The organism is Rothia sp. HSID18069, assembly GCF_003989155.1.
In the GTDB taxonomy this organism is placed as follows: Bacteria; Actinomycetota; Actinomycetes; order Actinomycetales; family Micrococcaceae; genus Rothia; species Rothia aeria.
Window position 1 is genome coordinate 1 of record NZ_RBMG01000016.1, and the last position, 2,494, is coordinate 2,494.

Here is a 2,494-nt window from a genome sequence, read left to right on the forward strand (position 1 = left end):
CGAGGAGCCGCTGAAAACACCAGGCTTACCCACACCTGATGCTGCGTCACCCCCGCCGGGTACGTCACAGCCGCTTCTTGTAACATCTGCTGCGCCACAGGGCTAGCATCCGGTGAAAGCGTCGCTTTAATCTCTTTCTTCAACCGCGCCCCCGAGCCCTGCGACACATCAGAAGTCACCACAGCCCCAATCAGACCGACCTCACGCCCTAACCCAGCGAGGAACCCACCCCAATTAGCGACCCACTGATCAATATCCTGCTGATCCACCAACGCCGCCCCGTCCGGCTCGACCGCGAACGTGACCGAATACGTCCCCACCGCAGGCATATGCACCAGCGTAAACGCAGTCCCCATCGAATCCATCCCCTGATACGGGGTCACCGATGAAGCCACGCCCGGCAGCTTAAACGTGCCTTCTTTCGTGAAACCCAGCGGCCCAGACCGGTACTTATTCCGCTTGAAAAGACGCGAAAACATAAAAATAACCCTTTCAACCAGCTTCTCTAACGAGGAATACCCATGCTTATCCTTAATGGACAACGCCGCTAACACCGCCAGGCACACTAGGGCCGTCACAAGCCCTTGAACCATCCCGCCCAGCTTTAACACAAAAATCGTGACGAAAAGGCTGACGAACACCATCACCGAGGTCAGCCCCGATAACCGCCCTAACCCAGCACGAACCGGTAACCGCCAATTCCCATACGTCGGCTCGACATACTCCGGAGATTTACTATTTGCTGCCACTAGGACCTTCTCCCCTCTGAAGCTTCTGCGTCTGCGGCTCAGGTTCCGGCCCAGAGCCCTGCGTCGTATGATTCGTGGTATGCCCACCAGAACCACTAGGCTGTGCCCCACTCTGTGTTTCTGACGATCCACCCGCAGCAGCAGCAGCAGGAGGTGGCTGCTGCTGTTGACCCCCACTCGGCCCACCGTCACCGGCACCGCTGTTTCCCGTACCAGACGGCGGCGGCCCACCCCGGTTCTGCCCCTCAGACACGGCCCCCGTCGAAGACCCTGAATCACTCTGCCCAGCAGACGGCGTATCCTGCCCACCAGAAGAAGAAGGTGAACTATGATTCTCAGGCTCCGGCCCAGACGACGCCCCACCTTCTGCGCAGCACCCGCAGCAGCTTGAGCACCAGCAACCACCGCTAGACCAACCGGCCCACCAGCAGCCCCAGCAGCCGCTGACCCGCCACCAGCGGAGGCACCCCCGGCAGCAGCCGATGAAGCTCCCCCGCCGCCACCGGCAGCAGTAGTGGCCGCGCTACTTTCACCAGCAGACGCAGAAGCACTCTTCGCATTCGCCGCACCAGTAGCACCAGAATCACCACCAGAGGACGAGGAACTATCTCCACCGCTAGAGGACTTACCACCAATATTCATGCCCCCATTAATCGCTCCCGAGGCAACCGCGCCACCAGCTGCGCCAGCGAACATCGCCCCGGCACCAGAAGCCGCTCCTACCGCAGGAGTCACCAGCCGCATAATCGCGGGCAACGCCACCAACCCAGCGACCATCAGCACAATACCCGCCGTGAAATACACAATCTGCTGCCCCACATCACCATCTTTTTTCCCAAAAGAATCCATAATCCGAAACGCAGCCGCGTAAATCGTTGACGCCACCGGCTTATACACAATAAACGCGATCAGCCACGCCGTATGCTTTTGCGACCACTGCCGACCCCAAGAAGTATTCGTCGCGGAATACGCTAACGGCAACGTCCCGGCCAGCAACAGCGCCAACGCACCCCGCACAATCAGCATCCCGATCTGCGCAAATGACACAAGAATCGCGATAATACCGATCACGATCACGAACATGATGATCCCGCTTGACGGGTTAGCCACCCCAATAGAGAGCAGCAGCATCAACGAGTCTCCGAAACCACCATGCGGGGTAGATTTTTCAATCACCCATTTGGAATACCCATCGCCTGTCTGCAACAGCAGCACACACGCCGCTAACCCAGCACCCGAGGCAAACGTAAACTTCAGCAGCGCCGCCACCAATTCCCACAATGGTTGACCCCGCCGCTGCCAAATCATTTGCCCTGCCCCATACAGCACAGCAAATACAAGGAACACTCCGGTAAACCAGCCCGTCGAGTTCCATAAAAACCCGACAACATCCGAAGGCTGCCCCGCAGCAGTCCCTAAATTAATCGAGGGAGTATCCACCCAGAACGTACCCAGCGCCTTGCCAATCTCCCCGAGCGTACTCGAAATATTTTTATACGCGGCATCAAAAAATTTCTCCGATGCCACACACCCGGCATCCCCGAAACCGCAATGGAAATTGACGTCCCCTTCTTCAGCCATGTTCTAAGCCCTCCACCGAATAAACTGTGACGGGTCTGTCACCCGGGAAATACTACTGCGCGCATCCGCAGGAACATGCAACCGCCAGTCCCCGTTTTCCCACACCATGACCATATCCATACTCCGCCACTCACCAGAGGAGGTTTGAATCATCACCCGAATCG

The 2,494-nt window shown here is 57.9% G+C and carries 1 protein-coding gene; it reads right to left on the reverse strand.

The genetic code is table 11. The annotated features are described in order from the left end of the window. Nucleotides 1-2,330: SCO6880 family protein (locus D8M41_RS11375; protein ID WP_126927070.1), on the reverse strand; the 2,330-nt coding region annotated here is incomplete at its 3' end. Nucleotides 2,331-2,494 lie beyond the last annotated feature (164 nt).